This window comes from Gordonia terrae (assembly GCF_051789125.1).
GTDB classification, from domain to species: Bacteria; Actinomycetota; Actinomycetes; order Mycobacteriales; family Mycobacteriaceae; genus Gordonia; species Gordonia terrae_A.
The window spans coordinates 3788572-3807692 of record NZ_CP196526.1 but is presented as its reverse complement, the minus strand read 5'-3'; the positions used below and the strand labels follow the sequence as shown (position 1 = coordinate 3807692).

Genomic DNA, 19121 nt, shown 5'->3' with positions numbered 1-19121 from the left:
CTTCACCAGCTATATCCACAACACCGGAGGGAACCTCTGATGCCCGGACGTCAGCGTGACGGCGGAAACGGACCCGCCGGTAACGACAACAACCAGAACAACGCGGGCGGCGGCAACGACCGTCGTGGCGGCGGTGGCGGCGGTCGTGACCGTCGCGACCGTGGCGGCCGCGACCAGGACCGCAACCAGCTCGAGCGCGTGGTGACCATCAACCGCGTCTCGAAGGTGGTCAAGGGTGGACGTCGTTTCTCGTTCACCGCTCTCGTGGTCGTCGGCGACGGCCAGGGCATGGTCGGCGTCGGCTACGGCAAGGCCAAGGAAGTTCCGGCCGCGATCCAGAAGGGCGTCGAAGAGGCTCGCAAGAACTTCTTCCGCGTGCCGATGATCGGCGCGACCGTCACCCACCCCGTACAGGGTGAGGCTGCGGCCGGCGTGGTCATGCTGCGCCCGGCCAGCCCCGGTACCGGTGTCATCGCCGGTGGCGCGGTGCGTGCAGTGCTCGAGTGCGCGGGCGTCCACGACGTCCTCGCCAAGAGCCTCGGCTCGGACAACGCCATCAACGTGGTGCACGCCACCGTCGCGGCTCTCAAGATGCTGCAGCGTCCCGAAGAGGTCGCGGCCCGTCGTGGTCTGCCGATCGAGGACGTCGCTCCGGCCGGTATGCTCCGCGCTCGTGCGGGACAGGGGGTCTGATCATGGCTCAGCTGAAGATCACTCAGGTCAAGGGCACCATCGGTACCAAGAGCAACCAGCGTGACAGCCTGCGGACCCTCGGACTGAAGGGCATCCGCCAGACCGTCACCCGCGAGGACACGCCGATCAACCGCGGCCTCATCAACGCGGTTCGTCACCTCGTGACAGTCGAAGAGGTTCAAGCATGACCATCAAACTCCATCACCTTCGCCCCGCTCCGGGGTCGAAGACCGACAAGACCCGCGTGGGTCGCGGTGAGGGGTCCAAGGGCAAGACCGCCGGTCGCGGCACCAAGGGCACCAAGGCACGCAAGAACGTGCCCGCCGGCTTCGAGGGTGGCCAGATGCCGATCCACATGCGGCTGCCGAAGCTCAAGGGCTTCACCAACCGCAACCGGATCGAGTATCAGGTCGTCAACGTGGGCGATCTCGCCCGCCTGTTCCCGCAGGGCGGCACCATCGGGGTCGACGAGCTCGTCGCCGCCGGCGCCGTTCGGAAGAACAAGCTGGTGAAGGTTCTCGGCGACGGGGACCTGTCGGTGAAGATCGACGTCACCGCCGACAAGTTCACCGCTTCCGCCAAGGAGAAGATCGCCGCTGCCGGCGGCAGCGTCACCGAACTCTAGACGGAACACACCGCGGTCGGGGGGCAGCTGAGCTGCCGCCCGACCGGGGCGTTTCGGCGTGACTGTTAGAGTCGCAGTCGTTGTCCCGCCGCATCCGCCCGAGATCGCCGCATCCCAAGATCATCGTCGATTGCCGAGCACACGGGGACCGGGTCGCCCACGACCCGGGACGTACGCCTCGCGTGGTCGTTCCTAGGAGGAGTTAGTGCTTTCCCCCCTCTTCGCGGCCATTCGGACGCCGGACCTGAGGAAGAAGATCCTCTTCGTTCTCGGCATCATCATCCTGTATCGGCTGGGCGCGACGGTCCCGTCTCCGGGCGTGGATTACCAGGCCGTTCGTGCGTGTCTCGACGAGGTCTCGTCGGGTGAGTCGAGTTCGGTCTACTCCCTGATCAACCTGTTCTCCGGCGGTGCGCTGCTCCAGCTGTCGGTGTTCGCGATCGGCATCATGCCGTACATCACCGCGGCGATCATCGTGCAGCTGCTCACCGTGGTCATCCCGCGGTTCGAGCAGCTCCGCAAGGAGGGCCAGGCCGGGCAGGCCAAGATGACGCAGTACACGCGTTATCTCGCGGTCGCCCTCGCGTTGCTGCAGTCGACCGGCATCGTGGCCCTCGCCGATCGTGGTCAGCTTCTCCCGCAGTCGTGTGCGACAAGCGGTGAGGTCCTGAACGATTCGAGCATCTTCGGACTCTCCATCATCGTGCTCGTCATGACCGCCGGCGCCTGTGTCGTCATGTGGTTCGGCGAGCTCATCACCGAGCGCGGCATCGGCAACGGCATGTCCCTGCTGATCTTCGCCGGCATCGCCGCGCGTATCCCGGCTGAGGGTCGCACCATCCTCAGCAGCCGCGGCGGCCTGGTCTTCGCGCTCGTCTGTGTCGCCGCTCTGATCATCGTCGCCGGCGTCGTGTTCATCGAGCAGGGCCAGCGGCGCATCCCGGTCCAGTACGCCAAGCGCATGGTGGGTCGCAAGATGTACGGCGGGTCGTCGACGTACCTGCCGCTGAAGGTCAACCAGGCCGGCGTCATCCCGGTGATCTTCGCCTCGTCGCTGCTGTACCTGCCGCAGCTGATCGTCGAGCTGACGCGCAATCCCGATGGGACGCAGTCGACGTGGCAGGAGTACGTCACGCGATACCTCACCGATCCCAGCAACGGTGTCTATATCGCCGTCTACTTCCTCATGATCATCTTCTTCACGTACTTCTACGTGGCGGTGACGTTCAATCCGGAAGAACGTGCGGACGAGATGAAGAAGTACGGTGGGTTCATCCCGGGCATCAGGCCGGGGGCTCCGACCGCCGAATACCTCGGATATGTGCTCAGCCGTATCACTCTGCCGGGCTCGATCTACCTCGGTATCATCGCCGTACTCCCGAACCTGTTCCTCGAGATCGGCAACAGCGGCAACGTCCAGAACCTGCCGTTCGGTGGCACGGCCGTGCTGATCATGGTCGGCGTGGGTCTGGACACGATGAAACAGATCAACAGTCAGTTGATGCAACGCAAGTACGAAGGGTTCCTGAAGTGAGACTTGTCATCCTCGGCCCGCCCGGAGCAGGTAAAGGCACCCAGGCGGAACTCCTCAGCGAAGCACTCGGGATTCCCCACATCTCGACCGGCGATCTCTTCCGCGCGAACATCTCGCAGGGCACCGCCGTCGGCGTCGAGGCGAAGAAGTACCTCGACGCGGGCAACCTCGTTCCGTCGGAGATCACGGTGGACATGGTGCGCGCCCGTGTGGCCGAGCCGGACGCGGCCAAGGGCTTCATCCTCGACGGGTTCCCGCGCTCGACCGAGCAGGCCGATGCGCTCAACGACATCCTGGCGAACCTCGACGCCTCGCTCGACGCGGTGCTGTCGTTCGTCGTCGACACCGACGTGGTCGTGGAGCGGATGCTGGCGCGTGGCCGCGCCGACGACACCGAAGAGGTCATCCGCAACCGGATGGACGTCTACACCCGCGAGACCGCGCCGCTGCTCGCCTACTACGGCGACCAGGTCAAGACCATCGACGCTGTCGGTGACATCCAGGGCGTTCACCAGCGCGTGCTGAGCGCCCTCGGCGCCGGCGTCTCCTGACACACCGGGGAATCGCTGTAACGCATGGGTTTTCGTAAGCGCAAGCGTGTCGTGCCGTTCCGTAGTGCGGGCGAGCTCGACGCCATGGCCGCCGCCGGCGCGATCGTCGGAGCCGCGCTGGTGGCGGTGCGCGATGCGGCAAGGCCCGGGGTGAGCACCCTCGACCTCGACGAGGTGGCCGAGTCCGTGATCCGCGGAGCGGGCGCGGTGCCGTCGTTCAAGGGCTACCACGGGTTTCCCGGCTCCATCTGCAGCTCGGTGAACGAGGTGGTGGTCCACGGAATCCCGTCGGCCGATGTCGTTCTCGCCGAGGGCGACCTCGTGTCCATCGACTGTGGCGCGATTCTCGACGGCTGGCACGGCGACTCGGCGTGGACGTTCGGGGTCGGTGAATTGTCTACGGCCGACGCGGAACTGTCTGAGGCAACGCGGCTGTCGATGGAGGCGGGCATCGCCGCCATGGTCGACGGCGCACGCCTCACCGACATCTCACATGCCATCGAGCTCGGGACGCGAGCCGCCGAGAAGCAGTTCGGCCGTCCGTTCGGCATCGTCGACGGTTACGGCGGGCATGGAATCGGCCGTGAGATGCACATGGAGCCGTTCCTCGCCAACGAGGGGGAGCCCGGCAAAGGGCCGACACTTGTGATCGGCTCGACTCTTGCCATCGAGCCGATGCTGACGCTCGGTACCGAGGACACCTCGGTTCTCGACGATGACTGGACCGTCGTCACCGATGACGGGTCCCGCTCCGCACACTGGGAACACACCGTCGCGGTCACCGCCGACGGCCCTAGGATTCTGACTCCTCGTCCGGCGGGAGCCTGACCAACCGCTGCCTCTGGGTAGTACGTGATGACGGTGCTCTTGTTCTAGCGCAGTCAGTTTCGTGTCAGCAGGTCCGCGAGACATGCTTCGACGCGCGTGTAGGTTTCACGCGGCCGCAGCGGCGGGATGACGACCGGCCGGTAGTCGATGATGGGCCACACTGGGCGTGGTTCAGGACGCGGGCTGTTGCCGGACGTGCTGCGTCCGTGGATCTCTCGACGCACCTGTTCCAGGTGGGCCTTCAACCGCTTGGGTATGTCGGGTCGGCGGTTGATGTGTTCGGGGTTGGGTGGGGCGCCGGGTTCGGAGTTGAGTCGCCAGACGCAGCGGCCCTCGTCGGGGCCGTCGCGCACCACCCAGGTGGTGTACTGGCCGGGTTTCTTGCCCACCATCCGGTTGTGTCGCGGGCAGGCGGGTGCGAGGTCGTCGATGTCGGTGAGGCCGCCTTCGGCCCAATCCCGCTGTGCGTGATGCATGTCGACGTGGGTCGCCGGTTGGTCGCATCCCGGTGCCGAGCACACCTCGCCGTCGGGCCGGGCGAAGGACACGAGACGTTGGTGCCGGGTGGCGAAGCGCTTGCCGCGGCCGAAATGCAGAGGGACGGTGGTGGCGTCTTTGAACACCGCCAGCCACGGCTGCGCATCCGCGGCGAGCGCGATGACGTCGCCGATGGGCAGCAGGGTTCCGGTCGCGGTGGTGGCGAGTCCGGCTTCTCGGACGAGGTCGCCGAGGTCGGCCTTGATGAGCAATTGCACGGGCAGTCCGCGGTGCGACTTCCCGAGGGTTCCGTCCGCGAAGCCTGCGGCGAGTGCGGCATCGAGCGCGTCGTGGTTGATCTGGGCGAGGCTACGACCGTCGCGGTCGGCTGCGGCTGCCACGGCGTCGGGGTCGGCGTGCCCGGCCGGCCCGCGGGGCGAATCGGGATCGGCGGGGTTGTTCAGTCCGGGCCTACCCCACACCGCGAGCATCATCGTCAGTCGGGCGACGAGTTCGGGGCTGAGGGTTCCGGACAGCTTGGCCGTGCCGTCGGCGCGTTGCCGGCCGATCCACAGATTGCGGCGTCGCTTCTGATCGGTGTCGTCGGACAGGGTGCCGTCCGGGTCGAGATGCGCCAGGAGGCGGGCGCCGAGTTGTGCGATGTCCGCGGGGGTATGGTCGGTCGCGATCTCGGCCATCTGGCGTTCCGCGGCGACTCGCACGTCGTGTTCGACGGCCGCCGGGATGCGGTCGAGGACGTCCAGTACGGCCTGGACGTGCGCCGTACCCACCGTTCCCTGAGCGAAAGCTTCGGCGAGGCAGGGGTGTTCGGGCGGTAGGACGTCGCCGCCGAGGCTGGTGCGGTCGGCGGTGGCGTCCATCTGCTTGCGGCGACGCATCGGATTCGAGACACGCAGCCGATGCGTCATGAACTGCATGAGCGTTCGGCAGCCGGCCTTGTGGGGAAGGTCGCGAGCCTCGACCTGATCGATCTGTCGGTCGCCGGCGACGGTCAGACGTGCGATGGCGCGTTCGGTATCCGCTGCGACGCCGACGAGTTCGGCATCGGTGCACGGAGACAGTTCCACGGTCTGCAGTTCGTCGAGAATGCGGTGGAGATCGGCCACCAATTCGACCGCACGAGGCGAAGGTGCGCCGGAGTCGACGACCTGTCGGGTATCGAACATGACTGCCACCCCCGTGTGTCGTTCGAATGTACGTTCTACGGTACTCGTTATTTGGCTGCAGTGCAACGGGTTTCGAGGATTCAGTGGCGAGGTCCCGTTGTCGGTGGGGTGTGATAGTGGTCCGCACCCGGGTGTGCGGGTTCGACGGTTCGGTGGGCAGCCAGCAGCAATCCCATGGCGTGCACCATCGGGCACCGATATTCTCTGCGAGGTGACCCGAGCTCGACGGATCCTGGCTTCGCCCCGCGGACGATTCCTCTGCGCCAACATGGCTTTCCGCTATGCCTCGATCGGACGAGTCGATCAGTATCGTCGGCCTCGGACACCAACGGAGGTGGTGGACGCGATCCGGAGTGCCGACGTCCAAGACCTCAGGGGGGCGGAGGAGCCGGAGTTCCTGGGCGCACTCGGCTACGCGGTGGATTTTGCACGGTATTGGCAGCCTCCTGACGAGGAGGACACCCTCTACGCCGCACCGGAAGTCGTCGCCCTGCTCGAGCCGATCGCGGAAGCGGTGCTTCGGCATCCGGCCTGCGCGTGGTGGGACGACCCGATCGACCAAGAGCACCAGCGCGTGATCGCCTATCCGTTTCCGAATGAGGAATTTCCCGAGTCGACCCTGCCGTATCGCAGCAAGGGGGTGCGCTGGGATGAGTGGCGTGCTGACGTCGAAGCCGGTGAGGCGCGCTCGCAGCGGGAGTATCAGCGGGATCCGCATCGCGCGTTCACCGGTGAGTGGTGGTCGACGCCATATGCCGTTGGAACGGTCCAGACGACGCGTGCTCGTAACGGCCTCGGCGCACTGCAACTCGTGGCCGAGGAGGACACATCGATCGGGGACGAGGCCCGTGTCTGGGGAGTGTGCGTCAGCGAGCCCGCCCGCGTGTTGGAGATCAGCGCGCCTGAAGACTGGGGGCGGCTCGTCGACCGCCATCCCCTCGAAGTGACCGCCTCGAGGCGATGGGACTGGTACAACACCACCGGCCGACATCGTCGCTGGTTCATCCCCGACTGGCAAGCGGTCGCCGAGGAGTACGACGCGATCCATGTGAGCGTCAACGGTTACCTGACCAGCGCGGGGATTGAGATCCCGCTCGCGACAAGGGACGGTGCGACTGTGCTGGCCGGCTGGGGTCCGGACGTCACGTGGTGGCTCGACCCGGGTGCCATTCGAATCGACGACGTACCTGCCGTCTGGCGCCGTGACGACGAACTCTGGAGTACGGCGCCCGCGGAGTGAGCGATCATCGCGATGACCGTGTGGTCGCGGCTGTGTCGTCGTACGGTTGACCATGCATTCTGACGTGTCATGGCTCACTGTCGTGCGCCGGCTCCCGTTCACCATCGCCCTCGCGGCGGCCCTGTTGATCGTCGGCGCAGCGACGGGGTCGCTGTGGGGTCGGGCGTCGGACAAGTCCTGGTATCGCGAGGTCGCCTTCGGACTGCCTGCTATCCGTGAGGGTCGGTGGTGGACGCCTGTGACGTCGGCCTTCGTCGAACCCGGCCCCTGGCTGTACCTGCTGGCGGTGGTGGCGGTCGTTGTCGGAATGGGCTGGGCAGAATGGCAATTGGGCACCGTCAGAGCTGTTCTGGTCGGTGTCGGTGGTCACCTCATCTCATGTTTGGTGACGGTTCTGCTGCTGTGGCTGCTGTCCTCGGAGGTCACGTCCTGGCGCTGGGCCGAACAACTGGCGGACTCGCGTGCCACCGGGGTCGGGGCGTTGGTCGTCTCGGCGGTGGCGGTGGCCTCGGCGACCGTGCGTTCACCGTGGCGGCTGCGCGTGCGGGTCCTGCTGGGGGCGATCGTCTCGGTGGCATTCCTGTTCGAAGGGACACTCGCCTCGGTCGAGTACGTCCTCGCGGCCGTGATCATGCTGATCGTCGGGGAGAAGTTCTTCGCCTCCAACGAGCGCGGCTGGGTTCCGCGCACGCGGCGCGAGGTCCGCATGCTGGGTTGTGCTGCGCTGCTAATCATCGCGGGCGCGAATCTTCTCGTGTTCCTGTTCCCCGGCAGCGGACCGCTCGGTCCCACCGACTCCGGGGACGACTCGGTGTTCACGATGCTGATCGGGCTCGTGATCAACGTGCTCATCGCGGATCAACTGCGGCGGGGCAGACGGTGGGCATGGTGGGTGGCCGTCGTTCTCGGCGCACTCAACGTCATCGTGACCGTACTGGCGGTGTTCCTCGTCATCTTCTCCGACGTGTCGACCGAGGGGGCCGTCACCCTGGGCACCACCCTCCTGTGGGTGCTCGTGCTGGCCATCCTCATCCCGGGCCGGTTCGCGTTCGCCGTGCCATGGCGGGTGCGACAGGTGGGCTCGCTCGGAGACGACGACGACCCGGTCGAACGGGTCCGAGAACTGTTGCGCACCCACGGCGGCGGCACGATGTCGTGGATGACGACGTGGCCCGGCAACAGCTACCAGTTCATCGGCGACGCAGGCGACCTCGACGACCAGTGCGTGGTGACCTACCGGAAGCACGTCGGGACGATGCTGGCGCTGGCGGATCCGGTCTGTGCGCCCGACCGCCTGCGCGACGCGGTCGGCGCCTTCATCGACCTCGCCGAGAGCTCGGGTGCGATGCCATGTTGGTTCTCGATCGGGTCGGACACCTCGGCCATCGTCACCGAACGCGGTTGGCTGAGTGTGCAGATCGCCGAGGACACGATCGTCGACCTGCCGGGACTGGAGTTCAAGGGCAAGCCCTGGCAGCACGTGCGGTCGGCGATGAACAAGGCCACCAAACAGGACATCTCGACGCGGATGGTCTCGCTGTCCGAGGAGTCGTTCGCCGTCAAGACGCAGGTGCGGGCGATCTCGGAGGAATGGGTGGGGGACAAGGGGTTGCCCGAGATGGGGTTCACCCTGGGAAGTGTCGAGGAGGCGATGGACCCGGCCGTGCGGGTCGCGCTCGCGGTCGACCCGGCGGGCAACGTTCACGGCGTGCTGTCGTGGCTGCCGGTATATGCGCCCGGCGGTGAGGTGGCCGGCTGGACGCTCGACATCATGAGACGCCGCACCGACGGGTTCGGACCTGTCGTGGAGTATCTCATCGCCTCGTCGGCGGTCGCCTTCAAAGACGAGGGTGCGCAGTTCATCTCGCTGTCCGGCGCGCCGCTGGCGCGCACCGGGGACTTCGAGGCGGAGCCGCTGGACAAACTGCTCGACACCCTGGGGGCGGCGCTCGAGCCGTACTACGGGTTCCGGTCGTTGCACACCTTCAAGAAGAAGTTCAACCCCCGATATGAGCCGGTCTTCCTCGCATTCCGCGACGAATCCGATCTTCCCCGAATCGGTCTCGCGGTCTCGAGGGCGTATCTTCCGGACGCGACGACCGGCCAGTTGGTGCGGTTGGCGGCATCAGGACACGACTGATTCCGATGAGCGCGCGGCGTGCAGTGCAGCCAGATACCCGAAAACGAGTGCCGGGCCGATGGTCGCACCCGGGCCCGCGTACGTGTGGCCCATGAGCGCGGCAGAGGCGTTGCCCACCGCATAGAGGCCGGGAATCGGACGCTCATCCGCTGTGAGGGCCCGCGCATGCTCGTCGGTCACGATGCCGCCCTTCGTCCCGAGATCGGCAGGCACCATCCGGGCCGCGTAGAAGGGAGGGGTCGTGAGCTCACCGAGACTGGGATTGGGGCGGTTGGTGGGATCGGCGTAATACCGGTCGTAGGCGGACTCTCCCCGCCGAAAGTCGGGATCGTGGCCCACGCAGGCAAAGTGGTTGAAGGTCTCGACGGTCCGGGTCAAGGCGTCCGGCGGTACCCCGATGCTCGTGGCCAACTCGACGATCGACCCCGCCGAACTCACTGCGCCGCTGTCGAACCAGGCGGCGGGCAGCGCCGTCCGCGCGGGTTTGCCTGCGAACATGTAACGGTTGCGATATGTCTGGTCGAAGACGAGCCAGCAGGGCAGGTTGTCGGCGGGACCCTCGCCCCGGCCATGGTGGCCCCCGAAGATTCGATGTGTCGCCTCGACGTAGGGCAACGACTCGTTCATGAACCGCCTCCCAGAGGCGTTGATCATGATGCTGCGGGGCAACGATCGCTCGGCGAGCGCGAACCACGGACCCTTGGGCAATGGGATGGATGGCGCCCACCAAGCGTCGTCCATCAGTGCGGTCGCCGCACCTGCCGCGATCCCTGCCCGGATGCCGTCGCCCGTGTTGGTGTCGGCGCCGAGGGACAGTTCAGGTCCCGCGGGCGGACGGTGGTGACGTGCGCGCATCGTCGCGTCGTGGTCGAACCCTCCGCTTGCCAGCACGACGCCGCGACGGGCCGAGAACGATCGACCGTCCGCGCAGCGGACGCCGGTCACTCGTCCGGCGACCATCGTGAGTTCTTCCGCGGCGGTCTCGAGGTGGACGGGAACGCCGGCTTGTCGCACACCCACCATCAACGAACCCGCCAGTGCCCCGCCCAGGCCGAGCAGTCTGGCGCCGCGCGCTCTGCCCACAGCGGTGCGAGCGCCAACCCGGATCGCTCGCACGGGCCCCCGCCAGTGTCGTGTACCGAGACTCAACCAGCGGTAATCCGACTGCTGCACAACCGCATTGAGTGGCGTCCGAGTGTAGAACGGCTGGAGGGTCGCGAGGTCGTCCCCGAGGCGTCGGGCATCGAACGGGCGTGGCTCGCACGAGCGTCCATCGGATGAGCCGCCGGATTCCTCCGGAAGATAGTCGCTGTAGCCGCGAACCCACTCCAGGTCGAGAGCTGAGTTCTCGGTCAGGTGTCGTAGTGCTTCCCCGCCGCGATCGATGAACGTGTCGATTCGGCGTCGGTCGACGTCGTCGCCGACGATGGCGTGCAGGTAGGCGCGGGCGGCCTCGGCGTCGGTGGGCGGAAGGTGTGCGCGCAGCACGTCGTTGCCGGGTATCCACACGCCTCCCCCCGAGCGCGCGGTCGAACCGCCCCAGAACCGAGACTTCTCCAGGATCACCGTGGAGAGGCCTTGTGCCGCTGCGGTGACGGCGGTGGCCATCCCGCCGGCTCCCGACCCCACGACGACCAGGTCCACGTCTACGTTGCTCATACATTCTCCTGATAGTATCTGTCTATATGACAGTAACTATCACTTTGAGCTCTGGTCGCACAAGATGGCACCATGAGTGTCATGGCGTCGTCACTACGTGCAAAGCAGCGGGAACAGGTGCGACGGGATATCGACGCCGCCGCACTGAGTCTTTTCGTCGAACGCGGGTACACGACGGTGACGGGGGAAGAGATCGCACGCGCCGCCGGTGTCTCGCCGAGCACGTACTACCGATACGTGCCTACGAAGGAAGATCTGTTGCTGCGCCCGCTTCGCGCGAGCAGTGCGGCCATCGTCACCGGCTTCGCCGCGCAGGCCTCGGAGTCGGGGGTCGCTGAGGCCCTCATCGCCGCAATTCGTACGCAGACCGCGGACGTCGACGCTGTGGAGATGGGGCAGTGGCGAGCGGTTGTGGCGGACGTGCCCGAGGTCATCGCGAGGGTTGCGCTCATCGGGGCCGAGGATCGAGCCAGGTTGATCAGCCTGGCGGGGGAACGGATGTCACTCGACACGGCCGTCGACTTACGTCCCGGGGTGACGGTGTGTATGGTGCTCGCCATCGTCGAGTACGCCTACCAGCGCTGGCTGACGAGCGACGACAGGTCCGTCTCCCTGCTCAACGTCATCGACTCGGCGCTCGCAGCTTCGACTTTCGCGGACCGAGCACAAGAAGTCTGACATCGCAACGGCTTCGGGCGATCGCGAACCGTCGGCTGTGAAGGCACCGTTCACCGGAGTCGTCGCCTGAGTTCACCATCCGGTCGTCTCCTACGGCGAAACTTCGCCAGTGCCATCGGTCGACGAACATGTCCTGCCCGCCACCGGCAGACGCCCCTGGCGGAGCTACGGGCTGTTCCTGTTGCTCGTCGCGCCCAACCTGATCCTGCTCGGGGTCTTCACCTATCGTCCGCTCGTCGAGAACGTGCGGATGTCGTTCTACGACTGGAACATCGCCCAGTCCGGGGCCACCTTCATCGGCCTGGACAACTACATCGAGTGGTTCACCCGTGCCGATACGCGGGTGATCGTGTCGAACACGGTCATCTTCACCGTGGCCGCCGTCGCGGGCAGCATGATGGCGGGGCTGGGTCTGGCCCTGCTGCTCGACCGTAAGCTGCGCGGCCGCAACCTGGTGCGATCGACGGCCTTCGCGCCGTTCGTGCTGTCCGGCGCGGCCGTGGGGATCGCCTTCCAGTTCGTCTTCGACCCCAGTTTCGGTCTGATCAACGACGTCATGGGTCGCCTGGGACTCGGTTCCGCGCCGGACTTCTATCAGCAGCCGCACTGGGCGTTGTTCATGATCACGGTGACCTACATCTGGAAGAACCTCGGGTACGCGTTCGTGATCTACCTGGCCGCGTTGCAGGGCAAACGCGCCGACCTCGACGAGGCGGCCGCGATCGACGGCGCCGGATGGTGGACGTATTTCCGCAAGGTGTTGCTCCCGCAGCTGCGCCCGACGACCTTCTTCCTGTCGATCACCGTGCTGCTCAACTCCTTACAGGTGTTCGACATCATCAACGTGATGACCCGCGGCGGTCCGCTGGGCAACGGCACCACGACCATGGTCTACCAGGTGTACGAGGAGAGCTTCGTCAACTTCCGGGCCGGCTACGGCGCCACGGTCGCAACGGTCATGTTCGTCGTCCTCCTGGTCATCACCGTCGTGCAGGTCCGTCTGATGGATCGGGGTGCCCGATGAGGCCTGTCGCCACCGGTTCGGTCACGAAACCTGATGCCGCACAGTCCAGCACCGGAAGGTCGCGGCAATCGGCAGACACGAGGCGAGGACATCCCGACGGCTCGAGGTGGTCTCCGGCCACACGACGACGGTTGGCCGACGCCTGTGGATACGCCGCGATGGCAGTGGTGTTGCTCGTCATCGCCCTGCCCCTGATCTGGATCCTGTTGGCGTCGCTGAAGGACCGGTCGGAGATCTACGTGCAACCGGCTGTCTGGTGGCCGTCGACGTGGCGTCCCGGAAACTACGCCGAGGCCACGACGTCGGTACCCTTCTGGACCTTCCTGCGCAACTCCGTCATCGTGACCGGTGTTCTCGGTGTCGCGAAGTTCGTGTTGGGTGTGCTCAGCGCCTACGGTCTGGTGTTTCTGCGGTTCCCCGGGAAGAACGTGGTGTTCGTCGTCATCATCGCCGCGCTGATGGTCCCGAATCAGATCACGGTCATCACGAACTACGCACTCGTCGCCCAGCTCGGCTTCCGTAACACTTTCATCGGGATCATCCTCCCGCTCGCGGGTGTCGCCTTCGGAACCTTTCTGATGCGCAACCATTTTCTCTCGCTGCCACCCGAGATCATCGAGGCCGCACGGATGGACGGGGCCGGACACTTCCGACTCCTCACCCGCGTCGTCCTGCCGCTGTCCATCCCGACGATGGTCGCGTTCGCGACGATCACACTCGTCAATGAATGGAACGAGTACCTGTGGCCGTTCCTCATGGCCGACGACTACACCGTCGCCACGCTGCCCGTCGGACTCACCCAGTTGCAGAACAGCGACGGGCTCACCAACTGGGGCCCGGTCATGGCGGCCACGGTGCTGACGATGCTGCCCATGCTCGCCATCTTCCTGGCGTTGCAGCGGCACATGATCAAGGGCCTGACCTCCGGGGCGGTCAAGGGTTGACCGCCGAGCTCCTCCCACCCGCCATGCCTTCTCATGAGAATTGCTGACAGGAGACGACAATGATCAACATGTCCCGCCGCGGCTTCCTGGCCGCATCGGCGACCGCGGCGGCCGGAGCCCTCGTCACGGCCTGCGCGGGCACGGGCGATGGCGGCTCGTCGTCGGGTGACGCCTCGAAACTCACCTTCTGGTCGAATCACCCGGGTAAGTCGGTCGAGGTCGAGCGCGAACTCATCTCGCGGTTCGAGGCGGCCAACCCCGGCATCACCGTCCAACTCGTCGACGCCGGCAAGAACTACGAAGAAGCAGCGCAGAAGTTCAACGCGGCGCTGTCCGGCGGCGCGGTGCCCGACATCATGATCCTGTCCGACGTGTGGTGGTTCAACTTCGCGCTCATCGGTGCGATCGCCCCGCTCGACGACCTGTTCGGCCGCGCCGGTGTCGACACCGCCGGTTACGTCGATTCGCTTGTGGGCGACTACAAGTGGAACGATCAGACCTGGGCGTTGCCGTACGCCCGCTCGACGCCGCTGTTCTACTACAACAAGGACGTGTGGCGGCGGGCCGGACTGCCCGACCGCGGACCGCAGACGTGGGACGAGTTCGACGACTGGGGCCCCCGGATCCAGACCGTGGTCGGCGGCGACAAACGCGCTCACGGGTGGGGCAACGCCGTCGACTACCTCGGCTGGACCTTCCAGGGTCCGACGTGGACGTTCGGTGGTGCGTACTCCAGCGACTGGGAACTGAAGTTCACCGATCCCAAGACGGTCGCCGCCGCGCAGTACCTGAGCGATTCGATCAACACCAAGCGCTACGCGAAGATCTCCAACGACATCGCAGGCGACTTCAGCGCGGGCATCATCGCCTCGACGATCGCGTCGACCGGCGACCTGTCGGGGATCACCGAGAACGCCGCGTTCGAGTTCGGCACGGCATTCCTGCCTGCGCCGCCGGGCGTCTCGGGATGTCCGACGGGTGGTGCCGGACTCGCCATCCCGGCCAAATTGTCCGACGACCGGAAGGTCAACGCCCTCAAGTTCATCGAATTCATCACCAATACCGAGAACACGTCGTACTTCTCGCAGAACGTCGGGTACATGCCGGTGCGCAAGGCAGCTCAGGACGACCCGTCGATGGTCGCGTTCCTGGCGAAGAACCCGAACTTCGCGACCGCCATCGAGCAGCTCCCGCGGACCCAGCCGCAGAACTACGCACGCGTCTTCGTGCCCGGCGGCGACAAGATCATCGGCACCGGGTACGAGCGGATCGGTCTGCAGAACGCCGATGTCGCCTCGACCCTCGCCGACACGCAGCGGCAGATCGCCCAGATCTACGAGACCCAGATCAAGCCGAAGCTCCCGCGATGACCGATTGCGTCAAATCGGTTGTGGCTCAGCATGAGCGGAAGGATGACGCGTGGCGTCGGTGACCTACGAGGGTGCGACGAGACGCTTCGCGGACGGGCAGAAGCCGGCCGTGGACGCCCTGGACCTGGCCGTCTCCGACGGTGAGTTCATGGTGCTGGTCGGTCCGTCGGGATGCGGTAAGTCGACCAGCCTGCGAATGGTCGCGGGCCTGGAACCGGTCGAATCCGGAGCGATCCTCATCGACGGCGTCGACGTCGTCGGCGTGGCCCCGAAGGCTCGCGATGTCGCGATGGTCTTCCAGAACTACGCGCTCTATCCGAACATGACGGTGGCCGGGAACATGGGGTTCGCGCTGCGCAACGCCGGGATGAGCAAGGACGACACCGCACGGCGGGTGTCGGAAGTCGCCGAGATGCTGGAGCTCACCGCGCTTCTCGATCGTAAGCCGGCGAAACTGTCGGGCGGACAGCGTCAGCGGGTGGCGATGGGGCGGGCGATCGTCCGACGCCCCAAGGTGTTCTGCATGGACGAGCCGCTGTCGAACCTCGACGCGAAGTTGCGGGTCAGTACCCGCGCCCAGATCGCGTCCATGCAGCGCGAACTCGGCATCACGACCCTGTACGTCACCCACGACCAGGTCGAGGCGATGACGATGGGGCACCGAGTGGCGGTCCTCGATCACGGTGTGCTGCAACAGGTCGGCACACCGCGGGAGATCTACTCGCGGCCGGCCAACCTGTTCGTGGCGTCCTTCATGGGTTCGCCGCAGATGTGCCTGACCGACGCCCGGGTCGAGAACGGGTCGATTCGCCTCGGCGACGCGACGGTGCCGGTCCCGGGCTCGGTGCGTTCGTCGCTGACCTCGCGCGACGTCGTCGTGGGATTGCGCGCCGAATCCTGGCAGGTGTCCGCGGTTCCCCAGCCCGGCACCCTGTCCGCGACGGTGGACCTCGTGGAAGAACTCGGTGCCGAGCAGTTCGTGTACTGCAGCGCGGACCTGTCGCTCCGGAGCAGCCGGGTCGTCGTACGCGTGGACCATCGACGAACCATCGAGGCCGGCGACGTGATCGGACTGACGCCGGTCGTCGACGAGACCTACTGGTTCGATCCGGTCACCGGGGTCGCACTCGACGATCCGAGCCGCCACGAACTCAACTCGGGGCGGCCGCTGCGTGTTCGGTGACCGCGGTCTTGATCCTGTCGGGACGTGTGTAGACCACCATCGACTCGCCGCGTGAGAAACCGACGAGCGTGACGCCGAGGTCCTCGGCGGCGTCGACGGCGAGCGACGACGGTGCCGACACCGCACAGAGCATGGGAATGCCGGCCATGGCGGCCTTCTGGACGAGTTCGAAACTCGCTCGGCCCGAGACCTGCAGGACGGTGCCGGTGAGCGGCAGTCGATCGGCGAGCACCGCCCACCCGATCACCTTGTCGACGGCGTTGTGTCTGCCGACGTCCTCGCGGACGGTCAGCAACGTTCCGTCCGCGGCGAACAGCGCTGCGGCGTGCAGGCCGCCGGTCTTGTCGAAGACGGTCTGTTCGGCGCGCAATCGATCGGGCAGATCCAGCACGGCGTTCGCGGCGACCGTCATCGGATCGGCGCCGGGATCGTGCACCGATGCGGTGTGCACGGACTCGATGCTGTCCTTACCGCAGATGCCACAGGCGCTCGTCATGGTGTTGGAGCGGGCCAGTCCGGACGCCGGTGGCGAGACGTGCGCGGCGAGTGAGACGTCGACGACGTTGTAGGTGTTGATCCCGTCGGCGTCGGTGCCCGCGCAGTAGCGGGCCGTCGAATAGTCAGAGCCGACGGTGATGACGCCTTCGGAGACCAGGTACCCGGCCACGAGTTCGAAGTCGTGCCCGGGGGTGCGCATGGTGACCGAGACCGAGGTTCCGCCGACCCGGATCTCGAGCGGTTCCTCGACGGCCAGGGTGTCGGCACGCTGCGTCGGTTCCGCATCGCGTCGGATGCGGGTGACGCGGCGGCGTGCGGTGATTCGTCCCACGACACCGACGATAGTCGTGAGACCGATCGCCCCGGTGGTCTCAGACGTCCAGTACGAGGGTGACCGGTCCGTCGTTGACGAGGTCGACTTTCATGTGGGCGCCGAATTGCCCGGTGGCCACGGTGGCGCCGGCCGTCCGCAGCGCCTCGACGACCGCGTCGACGAGCGGCTCGGCGACCGGGCCGGGGGCCGCGGCGTTCCACGAGGGCCGACGTCCCTTCGCGGTGTTGGCGTACAGGGTGAACTGGCTGATGACCAGGATCGGGGCGTCGACGTCGGCGGCTGCCCGTTCCGGACCGTCGACACCGTCGAAGATGCGTAACCGCCAGATCTTGTCGGCGAGCCGGGCCGCGTGGTCGGGGGTGTCGTCGTGGGTGACGCCCACGAGTGCGACGAGGCCGGCGCCGCCCTCGGGGATGTCGAGATCGCCGACGATCACGTCATCGACGCTCACACTGGCTCGGCTGACCCGTTGGAGTACGGCGCGCATGTCGGTGTCGGCTCTCAGTCCAGGGCGAAGGTGACGTTCACGGTGAACGTGAGTTCCTGCTGCCCGGGTTCGACCGGGACCGGCGCCGCCGCCACATCGCGTTCGAAGGTGCCGGGTGCCGCGGACTTCTCCTGACCACTCGTGCTCTCGGTGATGGTCAGGACTTTGCCGAGGGAATCGCCGGCGAGGTTCGCGTACTGCTCGGCGCGGCCGCGTGCGTCGGTGAACGCCGCCTCGCGGGCCTGGTCGAGGAGGTCCGAGTCGTCGTCGATGGCGAAGGAGACGTTGCTGATGCGGGTGTTGTCACCGCCGGCGGTCGCGGCAGCGCTCAGCACCGCGGAGGCCTTCGAGATGTCCCGGATGGTGACCCGGATCGTGTTGGACGCGATGTAACCGCCGACCTCGCTCGTCCCGCCGGGGGAGGGGCTCGTGTACTGCGGATTCACCGATACCTGCTGTGTAGCGACGTCCTTGCGCTCCACCCCGGCGGCGACGACGGCATCGGTGACGTCGGTGACCTTGGCGCTGGCCTCGTTCAGCGCGGTCGTGACGTCGGGGGCGGTGGCCTCCACACCGATGTCGGCGCGCAGGGTGTCCGGGGTGCCGGTCACCTGTCCCGTCCCGACCACGGTGACCGACCGTGGCTGATCTCCGGCCGGGTCACTCCCGCAGCCGGACACGACGACCGCCACTGCGGCGATCACGGCAAGTGCCGACGCCCGCACTGCCGTCCGGGTTCGGTTCCCGGTCCTCATCGATCCGCCGGATCGCGCATGACGAGGGCGAGCAGCCACCCGACAACCGAGACGACGATCGCGCCGAAGATCGCCGACCAGAAGAAGTCGTCGACCTCCAGGCCCCAGTGCGTGGTGTTACGGGTGATCCACGCGGTGAGCTCGAGCATCGCCGCGTTGATGACGATGTGGATCAAGCCCAGCGTGAGGATGTAGAAGGGGATGGCGATGATCTGCACGACGGGTTTGATGATCGCGTTGAGGACCCCGAAGATGACGGCGACGACCAGCGCGATACCGATCTTCTCGGCGGTCGTCGAACCACCCACGAAGTCGATGCCGGGGACGATCAGCGTCGCGACCCACAGCGCCACCGCGGTGAGCACGGTGCGGACGAGGAAGGCAAGCATGGGCGACAGTCTGCCACGGGATGTACGCGGCCCGGCGGACGCCAGTTGTGTGGTGTCACCCGGGACGAGCTGCGGCGATTTGGCCTGGCCAGCCCGTTCGCGTAACATGGATCGTCGGTGCGCATCGCGTGCCGGGCATCGGCGTGTCAGCACGCGGGTCCGGCTGATTCACACCGGGTACAGGTCCTCGCGGACCGGTGCCAACACCCTAACGGACAAACACTGATTCAACCCGGCCAACGGTCGCAGCATCGTCGAGATGTCGTGGTCACGGCCAGGAATCGCGGAGGACATGGCGAAGAAAGACGGGGCCATCGAGGTCGAGGGTCGAGTGATCGAACCCCTGCCCAATGCGATGTTTCGTATTGAGTTGGAGAACGGGCACAAGGTTCTCGCCCACATCAGCGGCAAGATGCGGCAGCACTACATCCGCATCCTGCCCGAGGACCGGGTCGTCGTGGAACTCTCGCCCTACGACCTGGCTCGTGGGCGAATCGTGTACCGCTACAAGTAAGACTTTCCCGG

The 19121-nt window shown here is 66.4% G+C and carries 20 protein-coding genes; 14 read left to right on the top strand and 6 right to left on the bottom strand.

All coding sequences use genetic code 11. The features are described from left to right. The first annotated feature begins 39 nt into the window (after positions 1–39). The 6 genes from rpsE (at position 40) to map (ending at position 4231) form a co-directional block, all read left to right on the top strand. Complete coding sequence (gene rpsE / locus ACSUZC_RS17405) at positions 40–693, top strand: 30S ribosomal protein S5 (protein ID WP_439029737.1); 654 nt, start codon at positions 40–42, stop codon at positions 691–693. Between the two features lie 2 nt (positions 694–695). Further along, positions 696–881 (top strand): 50S ribosomal protein L30, encoded by a 186-nt coding sequence (gene rpmD / locus ACSUZC_RS17400; RefSeq protein ID WP_058251976.1) that lies wholly within the window; start codon positions 696–698, stop codon positions 879–881. Next, entirely contained in the window at positions 878–1318 is a 441-nt protein-coding gene (gene rplO, locus ACSUZC_RS17395; protein WP_238422479.1) for a 50S ribosomal protein L15, read from the top strand. Before rpmD ends, rplO begins: the two co-directional genes overlap by 4 nt. 205 nt (positions 1319–1523) lie before the next feature. Further along, positions 1524–2852, top strand: coding sequence for a preprotein translocase subunit SecY (gene secY / locus ACSUZC_RS17390; RefSeq protein ID WP_439029736.1), 1329 nt, complete (start codon positions 1524–1526; stop codon positions 2850–2852). Further along, positions 2849–3403: an adenylate kinase gene (locus tag ACSUZC_RS17385; protein ID WP_238422481.1), complete on the top strand. Its 555-nt coding sequence runs from the start codon at positions 2849–2851 to the stop codon at positions 3401–3403. The genes secY and ACSUZC_RS17385 overlap by 4 nt, the downstream gene beginning before the upstream one ends. Before the next feature lie 24 nt (positions 3404–3427). After that, a complete protein-coding gene (gene map / locus ACSUZC_RS17380; protein ID WP_439029735.1) occupies positions 3428–4231 on the top strand; it encodes a type I methionyl aminopeptidase in 804 nt (267 codons plus the stop codon). A 53-nt stretch (positions 4232–4284) separates the two neighbouring features. On the opposite strand, the gene ACSUZC_RS17375 is transcribed toward map, so the two are convergent. Beyond that, complete coding sequence (locus ACSUZC_RS17375; protein ID WP_439029734.1) at positions 4285–5895, bottom strand: DUF222 domain-containing protein; 1611 nt, start codon at positions 5893–5895, stop codon at positions 4285–4287. A 211-nt stretch (positions 5896–6106) separates the two neighbouring features. Here ACSUZC_RS17375 and ACSUZC_RS17370 point away from each other — a divergent pair, with 211 nt between their 5' ends. Beyond that, positions 6107–7135 (top strand): hypothetical protein, encoded by a 1029-nt coding sequence (locus tag ACSUZC_RS17370; RefSeq protein ID WP_439029733.1) that lies wholly within the window; start codon positions 6107–6109, stop codon positions 7133–7135. 52 nt (positions 7136–7187) lie between these two features. Beyond that, positions 7188–9275, top strand: a complete 2088-nt coding sequence (locus tag ACSUZC_RS17365) for a bifunctional lysylphosphatidylglycerol flippase/synthetase MprF (protein WP_439029732.1) — start codon at positions 7188–7190, stop codon at positions 9273–9275. Here ACSUZC_RS17365 and kstD read toward each other — a convergent pair. Continuing rightward, positions 9261–10934, bottom strand: coding sequence for a 3-oxosteroid 1-dehydrogenase (kstD, locus tag ACSUZC_RS17360; RefSeq protein ID WP_439029731.1), 1674 nt, complete (start codon positions 10932–10934; stop codon positions 9261–9263). The two genes, ACSUZC_RS17365 and kstD, sit on opposite strands and share 15 nt — an antisense overlap. A 72-nt stretch (positions 10935–11006) precedes the next feature. Between kstD and ACSUZC_RS17355 the strand changes: the two genes are divergently transcribed. The 5 genes from ACSUZC_RS17355 (at position 11007) to ACSUZC_RS17335 (ending at position 16133) form a co-directional block, all read left to right on the top strand. Then, positions 11007–11612 carry a TetR/AcrR family transcriptional regulator gene (locus tag ACSUZC_RS17355; RefSeq protein WP_439029730.1) on the top strand — a complete coding sequence of 202 codons (606 nt, stop codon included), beginning with the start codon at positions 11007–11009 and terminating at the stop codon, positions 11610–11612. A gap of 109 nt (positions 11613–11721) precedes the next feature. After that, on the top strand, positions 11722–12636 hold the full coding sequence (locus ACSUZC_RS17350; protein WP_439029729.1) for a carbohydrate ABC transporter permease: 915 nt from the start codon (positions 11722–11724) through the stop codon (positions 12634–12636). A 158-nt stretch (positions 12637–12794) separates the two neighbouring features. Further along, positions 12795–13580, top strand: a complete 786-nt coding sequence (locus ACSUZC_RS17345) for a carbohydrate ABC transporter permease (protein WP_439029728.1) — start codon at positions 12795–12797, stop codon at positions 13578–13580. A gap of 59 nt (positions 13581–13639) precedes the next feature. Next, positions 13640–14950: an ABC transporter substrate-binding protein gene (locus tag ACSUZC_RS17340; RefSeq protein ID WP_439029727.1), complete on the top strand. Its 1311-nt coding sequence runs from the start codon at positions 13640–13642 to the stop codon at positions 14948–14950. 49 nt (positions 14951–14999) lie between these two features. Continuing rightward, on the top strand, positions 15000–16133 hold the full coding sequence (locus ACSUZC_RS17335; RefSeq protein ID WP_439029726.1) for an ABC transporter ATP-binding protein: 1134 nt from the start codon (positions 15000–15002) through the stop codon (positions 16131–16133). Here ACSUZC_RS17335 and fdhD read toward each other — a convergent pair. From fdhD to ACSUZC_RS17315, 4 genes are read right to left on the bottom strand one after another with little or no spacing between them, the layout of a single operon-like run. Next, positions 16102–16962: a formate dehydrogenase accessory sulfurtransferase FdhD gene (gene fdhD, locus ACSUZC_RS17330; RefSeq protein WP_439029725.1), complete on the bottom strand. Its 861-nt coding sequence runs from the start codon at positions 16960–16962 to the stop codon at positions 16102–16104. The genes ACSUZC_RS17335 and fdhD overlap by 32 nt on opposite strands. Positions 16963–17002: 40 nt before the next feature. Beyond that, positions 17003–17452 (bottom strand): D-aminoacyl-tRNA deacylase, encoded by a 450-nt coding sequence (gene dtd, locus ACSUZC_RS17325; RefSeq protein WP_439029724.1) that lies wholly within the window; start codon positions 17450–17452, stop codon positions 17003–17005. A 14-nt stretch (positions 17453–17466) separates the two neighbouring features. Beyond that, positions 17467–18207 carry an SIMPL domain-containing protein gene (locus ACSUZC_RS17320; RefSeq protein WP_439029723.1) on the bottom strand — a complete coding sequence of 247 codons (741 nt, stop codon included), beginning with the start codon at positions 18205–18207 and terminating at the stop codon, positions 17467–17469. Next, positions 18204–18596 carry a phage holin family protein gene (locus ACSUZC_RS17315; protein ID WP_238422494.1) on the bottom strand — a complete coding sequence of 131 codons (393 nt, stop codon included), beginning with the start codon at positions 18594–18596 and terminating at the stop codon, positions 18204–18206. The genes ACSUZC_RS17320 and ACSUZC_RS17315 overlap by 4 nt, the downstream gene beginning before the upstream one ends. Positions 18597–18888: 292 nt before the next feature. Here ACSUZC_RS17315 and infA point away from each other — a divergent pair, with 292 nt between their 5' ends. Next, positions 18889–19110 (top strand): translation initiation factor IF-1, encoded by a 222-nt coding sequence (gene infA, locus ACSUZC_RS17310; RefSeq protein ID WP_004023539.1) that lies wholly within the window; start codon positions 18889–18891, stop codon positions 19108–19110. Positions 19111–19121: the final 11 nt, after the last annotated feature.